We start from the raw sequence: 6,131 nt of genomic DNA, 5'->3' as shown, positions 1-6,131 counted from the left end.
CTGTAGAATTAATTTTACAAAATTACTAATTATAATTCTAAACTAATTTAATCCAACATCAATTAACAGTTACTATTATTGTAAACATATCATAAATGTAATTTGATATTGTTAAAATTTAAATACTTTTGCGTCAAATTTAAATTAACAAACAAAAATGAAAAAAATAGTATTGCTAACAATTTTATCTGCAATTTTTATTAGTTGTGGTAATGTTAAAGACGGCGAATTTACAATTGAAGGAGAAGTAAAAGGAGTTGATAATGGAAAATTAATTGTTTTACACAAGCAAGATGATTCCTTAGGTATGATTCCAGTTGATACAACAAGAATTAAAGACGGTAAATTCACTTTCAAAGGAAAAACTAAAGAGCCTTTGATGCATCAAATACAAATAGAAGGTGTCAATATTGAAACATTCTATGTTATTACAGAAACTGGTGAAATTGATATTACAATTGATAAAGATTCTGTTCAAAAAACTAAAGTTGGTGGAACTTACAACAATGATGAAATGCAATCATTTACTGAGAAAAGAAATGAGTTTCAGGCAAAAATTAAAGAATTTGAGTACAAAAATCAATCAAAATTAGCAGTTGCACAAAATAATAATGATGAAAAAACCATCAAACAACTACAAGCTGATTATGCTGTATTGCAAAATAATATGAAAGATTATGTTATGAAATATATCGGAGACCATCCAAAATCGTATATTTCATCATTGTTAATATATTCAATGTTTGCCGATTTTGAACCAGATACAGCAAAAATTCAGAAATATTATGATGGGTTAGATCAAAGTTTGAAAGATCATTCTGAAGGTAAAAAAATTCTAAAAAAATTAAAAGAAACTAAAAAAGTTGATGTTGGTAAAAGAGCTCCAGATTTTTCTGCTAAATCTCCAGATGGAAAAGTTATTTCGTTAAAAGAATCATTAGGAAAAGTAACAATCATTGATTTTTGGGCATCATGGTGCAAACCTTGTCGTATGGAAAACCCAAATGTAGTAGCTTTATACAATGAATTACATTCAAAAGGTTTAAATATTGTTGGAGTTTCACTAGACAAAGATTTAAACAAATGGAAAGAAGCAATTGCTAAAGATGGTATTACATGGACACAAGTATCAAATTTAAAAGAATGGAAAGAACCAATTGCACTTTTATATAATGTAAATTCAATTCCTAAAACATTTGTTGTAAATAAATACGGAATTGTAGTTGCAAAAGACCTTACTGGAAAAGAATTAAAAGATAAAGTAACCGAATTATTAGCCCAAAACTAATATTTGCTTACGTAAATAAAAAAATCTCCTTCGTGGAGATTTTTTTATTTCATTCATTCCCAAAAGATTAAAATTTATTGTAAAATAATGTTTGAAATTAGTTTGCAAACATGAAAAGTGTTTTTATATTTGCAACCTCGTTAAGCGAATGGGGAGATACTCAAGCGGCCAACGAGGGCAGACTGTAAATCTGCTGTGAAAACTTCGCAGGTTCGAATCCTGCTCTCCCCACAAATTCAAGAGTTTTTGTTTCTTTTGAATAAAACTCTGCTGCCGGTGTAGCTCAGGGGTAGAGTGCTTCCTTGGTAAGGAAGAGGTCACGGGTTCAATTCCCGTCATTGGCTCAAAATTGTAAAATTTGAACACTAATAAATATATAACTAAGTTTAAAATTAATTAAAATGGCAAAAGAAAATTTTAATCGTAACAAACCACACCTTAATATTGGTACAATTGGGCACGTGGATCACGGAAAAACTACATTAACTGCTGCAATCACTAAAGTATTATCTGATGCAGGTTACTGTCAAGCAAAATCATTTGATCAAATTGATAATGCTCCAGAAGAAAAAGAAAGAGGTATTACTATCAATACATCACACGTTGAGTATGAAACTGCTAATCGTCACTACGCACACGTTGACTGTCCAGGTCACGCGGATTACGTAAAGAACATGGTTACTGGTGCTGCTCAAATGGACGGTGCTATCTTAGTAGTAGCTGCAACTGACGGACCAATGCCACAAACACGTGAGCACATCCTTTTAGGACGTCAAGTTGGTATTCCAAGAATCGTTGTATTCATGAACAAAGTGGATATGGTTGATGACGCGGAATTATTAGAATTAGTTGAAATGGAAATCAGAGATTTATTATCTTTCTACGAATATGATGGAGATAATGGTCCTGTAATTCAAGGTTCAGCTTTAGGTGGATTGAATAACGATCCTGCTTGGGTACCAAAAATTATTGAATTGATGGAAGCTTGTGATAACTGGATTGAAGAGCCAATCCGTGATACTGCAAAACCATTCTTAATGCCGGTTGAAGACGTATTTACAATTACAGGTCGTGGAACTGTTGCTACAGGTCGTATCGAAACTGGTGTTGCTAATACTGGAGATCCAGTTGAAATCATTGGTATGGGAGCTGAAAAATTAACTTCTACTATTACTGGAGTTGAGATGTTCCGTAAAATCCTTGATAGAGGTGAAGCTGGTGATAACGTAGGTTTATTGTTAAGAGGTATTGATAAAGAATCTATCAAAAGAGGAATGGTTATCATTAAGCCAGGTTCAGTAAAACCACACGCTAAATTCAAAGCTGAAGTTTATATCTTGAAGAAAGAAGAAGGTGGTCGTCACACACCATTCCACAATAACTACCGTCCACAGTTCTACGTACGTACAACTGACGTAACAGGAGTTATTTCTTTACCAGCAGGTGTAGAGATGGTAATGCCAGGTGATAACTTAACTATTGAGGTGGCTTTATTAAGCCCAATTGCAATGAACGTAGGTTTACGTTTCGCTATCCGTGAAGGTGGTAGAACAGTTGGTGCTGGTCAAGTAACTGAAATCGTAGAGTAATTTCAAATAAAGTAAAAAACCAGTGTTGTTTTTTTTTAACAACACTGGTTTTTAATAAACGGGCGTAGTTCAAGGGTAGAATAGCGGTCTCCAAAACCGTTGATGGGGGTTCGAATCCCTCCGCCCGTGCAAAAAAAATATACTATTATGTCAAAAGTATTTAATTATTTTTCTGAATCATTTGAAGAATTGAAATCAAATGTAACTTGGCCAGAGTGGGCTGAAGTGCAAAAATATACAATTATTGTAGCTGTTTTTTCAGTAGTTTTTGCTCTTGCTACATGGGGAGTTGATGTGTTTTTTGCAAAAGCAATAGCTGGATTTTTTAACTTGATCAAATAGAAATAATTTTGCTATGGCAGATATTAGTGTGAAAAAATGGTATGTTGTAAGAGCTGTTAGTGGGCAGGAAAATAAAGTGAAAGCTTATATTGAAACTGAAATTAGCAGACTTGGCATGAGTGATTATATATCTCAAGTATTAGTTCCTACTGAAAAAGTGGTTCAAGTACGTGATGGAAAAAAGATTTCAAAAGATAAAGTTTATTTTCCAGGATATGTAATGATTGAGGCTAATCTTGCTGGTGAAATTCCACACATTATCAAATCAATTACTGGTGTTATTGGTTTCTTAGGTGAAGTAAAAGGTGGAGATCCTGTGCCTTTACGTTTGTCTGAAGTAAACAGAATGTTAGGAAAAGTAGATGAATTAGCTGTTAATGTTGATACACAATCTATTCCTTTCAAAATTAATGAAACAATTAAGGTTATTGATGGACCTTTCAATGGATTCAACGGAACTATTGAAAAAATCAATGAAGAAAAGCGTAAACTTGAAGTTATGGTGAAAATTTTCGGAAGAAAGACCCCATTAGAATTGAGTTTTATGCAAGTTGAAAAAGTATAATTTTTGTTACATACATAATAAATCCACATTTATCGCTTCCAATGATAATGTGTTAAATTTTTAAACAATGGCTAAAGAGATTAGTAAAGTAGTTAAACTACAAGTTAAGGGAGGTGCTGCGAACCCGTCGCCACCGGTTGGACCTGCTCTGGGAGCTGCTGGTGTTAACATCATGGAATTCTGTAAGCAATTTAATGCTAGAACCCAAGATCAACCTGGCAAAGTTTTACCGGTACAAATTACCGTGTATAAAGACAAATCGTTTGATTTTGTTGTAAAAACTCCACCTGCTGCAATTCAATTATTGGATGCTGCTAAATTAAAATCTGGTTCTGGCGAGCCTAATAGAAAGAAAGTTGCTAGCGTAACTTGGGATCAAATTAAAGCAATCGCTGATGACAAGATGGTCGATTTAAATGCATTCACAACTGAAAAAGCTATGAGCATGATTGCTGGAACAGCTAGATCTATGGGTATAACTGTAACTGGAGATTCTCCTCTAAAATAAGGTAAGAAATGGCAAAATTGACAAAAAAACAAAAAGAGGCTGCTTCAAAAATTGAAAAAAACAAACTATATTCTTTAAAAGACGCTTCGTCTTTATTGAAAGTTGTTGCTTCAGCAAAATTTGACGAGTCTGTAGATATTGCTGTTCGTTTAGGAGTAGATCCAAGAAAAGCAAATCAAATGGTAAGAGGTGTTGTAACGCTTCCTCATGGTACTGGTAAAGATACTAAAGTATTAGCTTTAGTAACTCCAGATAAAGAAGCAGAAGCGAAAGCTGCTGGTGCTGACTATGTAGGTTTAGACGATTACCTTCAAAAAATAAAAGATGGTTGGACAGATGTTGATGTTATCATCACTATGCCAGCTATTATGGGTAAATTAGGTCCTTTAGGTCGTGTATTAGGACCAAGAGGTTTAATGCCAAACCCTAAAACTGGAACTGTAACAATGGAAATTGGTAAAGCAGTTGCAGAAGTTAAAGCTGGTAAAATTGACTTTAAAGTTGATAAAACTGGTATCGTTCACGCAGGAATTGGAAGAATCTCTTTTGATGCTGACAAACTTGTAGATAACGCTCACGAAATTATTCAAACATTAATTAAATTAAAACCAACTGCAGCTAAAGGTACTTACATCAAGTCTATTCACTTGTCTAGTACTATGAGTCCTGCTATTGCTTTAGATCCTAAAGCGGTATAATTGGTAGTTAAACAAATTTTATTATGACTAGAGAAGAAAAATCAATCGCGATAGAAGATTTAACTGCAAAGTTGGCTGAAAGTAATATCATTTATATTGCTGATACATCAGGATTGAATGCAGAAACTACTTCAAATTTAAGAAGAGCTTGTTTTAAAGCTGGAATTAAATTAGAAGTTGTAAAAAATACTTTGCTTGAAAAAGCAATGGAAGCTTCAACAAATGATTATGGTGATTTACCATCAGTATTAAAAGGTAACTCTTCAATCTTTATTGCAGATATTGCAAATGCACCTGCAAAAATCATTAAAGACTTCCGTAAGAAATCAGAAAAACCAGCTTTTAAAGGAGCTTATATCAATGGTGAAATTTACATCGGAGATAACCTTTTAGATAGCTTGGCTTCATTGAAATCGAAAGAAGAAGTTATTGGAGAAATCATTGGATTACTTCAATCTCCTGCTAAACGCATCATTTCAGCTTTATTAAATAATGCTGAACAAAAAGGTGAAGCAGCAGAATAATTAGCGCACAAGTAAACAAAAATAGAATTAAAAACATTTTAAACGATAGAAAAAATGGCAGATTTGAAACAATTCGCAGAACAATTAGTTAACCTTACAGTAAAAGAAGTTAACGATTTAGCTACAATATTAAAAGATGAGTATGGTATCGAACCAGCTGCTGCAGCTGTAGTAGTTGCTGCTGGTGGTGGTGAAGCTGCTGCTGAAGAGCAAACAGAATTCACTGTAGTATTAAAAGATGCTGGTGCTTCTAAATTAGCAGTTGTTAAAGCGGTTAAAGAATTAACTGGTTTAGGATTGAAAGAAGCTAAAGATATGGTAGATGGTGCTCCTGCTAACATTAAAGAAGGAGTTACTAAAGCAGAAGCTGAAGGTTTGAAAAAATCTTTAGAAGAAGCTGGAGCTGTTGTTGAGTTAAAATAACTCTAACATAGTTTTAGAACAAGGTTTAGGTCTTGAGTTTAATCACTCAATGACCTAAACCATTTTTCGTATAATAAAATTATACTCTAAAATTTATCTTAAAGAGTTTATAATACGAAAATGCTTTTAGTCAATACGAAGAAGAAAATTTACAGATACTGGTTTATTTTTAAGATGTATTGACAATAAAAGAT

The 6,131-nt window shown here is 33.2% G+C and carries 8 protein-coding genes and 3 tRNA genes; all 11 read left to right on the top strand.

The annotated features are described in order from the left end of the window. The first annotated feature begins 157 nt into the window (after nt 1–157). Complete coding sequence (locus DIU01_RS01060) at nt 158–1,288, top strand: TlpA disulfide reductase family protein (protein ID WP_290831411.1); 1,131 nt, start codon at nt 158–160, stop codon at nt 1,286–1,288. 150 nt (nt 1,289–1,438) lie between these two features. Continuing rightward, nucleotides 1,439–1,519: transfer RNA gene (locus DIU01_RS01055), tRNA-Tyr, on the top strand. Between the two features lie 41 nt (nt 1,520–1,560). Further along, a tRNA-Thr gene (locus DIU01_RS01050) sits at nt 1,561–1,632 on the top strand. A 57-nt stretch (nt 1,633–1,689) separates the two neighbouring features. After that, nucleotides 1,690–2,877 carry an elongation factor Tu gene (tuf, locus tag DIU01_RS01045; RefSeq protein WP_290831410.1) on the top strand — a complete coding sequence of 396 codons (1,188 nt, stop codon included), beginning with the start codon at nt 1,690–1,692 and terminating at the stop codon, nt 2,875–2,877. A 58-nt stretch (nt 2,878–2,935) separates the two neighbouring features. Next, a tRNA-Trp gene (locus DIU01_RS01040) sits at nt 2,936–3,006 on the top strand. A gap of 18 nt (nt 3,007–3,024) precedes the next feature. After that, nucleotides 3,025–3,219, top strand: a complete 195-nt coding sequence (gene secE / locus DIU01_RS01035) for a preprotein translocase subunit SecE (RefSeq protein WP_290831409.1) — start codon at nt 3,025–3,027, stop codon at nt 3,217–3,219. A gap of 13 nt (nt 3,220–3,232) precedes the next feature. After that, entirely contained in the window at nt 3,233–3,784 is a 552-nt protein-coding gene (gene nusG / locus DIU01_RS01030; protein WP_035123818.1) for a transcription termination/antitermination protein NusG, read from the top strand. Between the two features lie 67 nt (nt 3,785–3,851). Next, nucleotides 3,852–4,292, top strand: coding sequence for a 50S ribosomal protein L11 (rplK, locus tag DIU01_RS01025; RefSeq protein WP_035123821.1), 441 nt, complete (start codon nt 3,852–3,854; stop codon nt 4,290–4,292). A gap of 8 nt (nt 4,293–4,300) precedes the next feature. Further along, nucleotides 4,301–4,990 (top strand): 50S ribosomal protein L1, encoded by a 690-nt coding sequence (gene rplA, locus DIU01_RS01020; protein ID WP_290831408.1) that lies wholly within the window; start codon nt 4,301–4,303, stop codon nt 4,988–4,990. A 23-nt stretch (nt 4,991–5,013) separates the two neighbouring features. Beyond that, nucleotides 5,014–5,514 (top strand): 50S ribosomal protein L10, encoded by a 501-nt coding sequence (gene rplJ / locus DIU01_RS01015; protein ID WP_290831407.1) that lies wholly within the window; start codon nt 5,014–5,016, stop codon nt 5,512–5,514. 54 nt (nt 5,515–5,568) lie between these two features. Beyond that, nucleotides 5,569–5,937 carry a 50S ribosomal protein L7/L12 gene (gene rplL / locus DIU01_RS01010; RefSeq protein WP_035123826.1) on the top strand — a complete coding sequence of 123 codons (369 nt, stop codon included), beginning with the start codon at nt 5,569–5,571 and terminating at the stop codon, nt 5,935–5,937. The last annotated feature ends 194 nt before the right edge of the window (nt 5,938–6,131 follow it).

Origin of the sequence: Flavobacterium sp. (genome assembly GCF_003525665.1) — a bacterium.
In the GTDB taxonomy this organism is placed as follows: domain Bacteria; phylum Bacteroidota; class Bacteroidia; order Flavobacteriales; family Flavobacteriaceae; genus Flavobacterium.
Note: the sequence above shows the minus strand (reverse complement) of the source record. Positions and strands in the feature narration are given on the sequence as shown.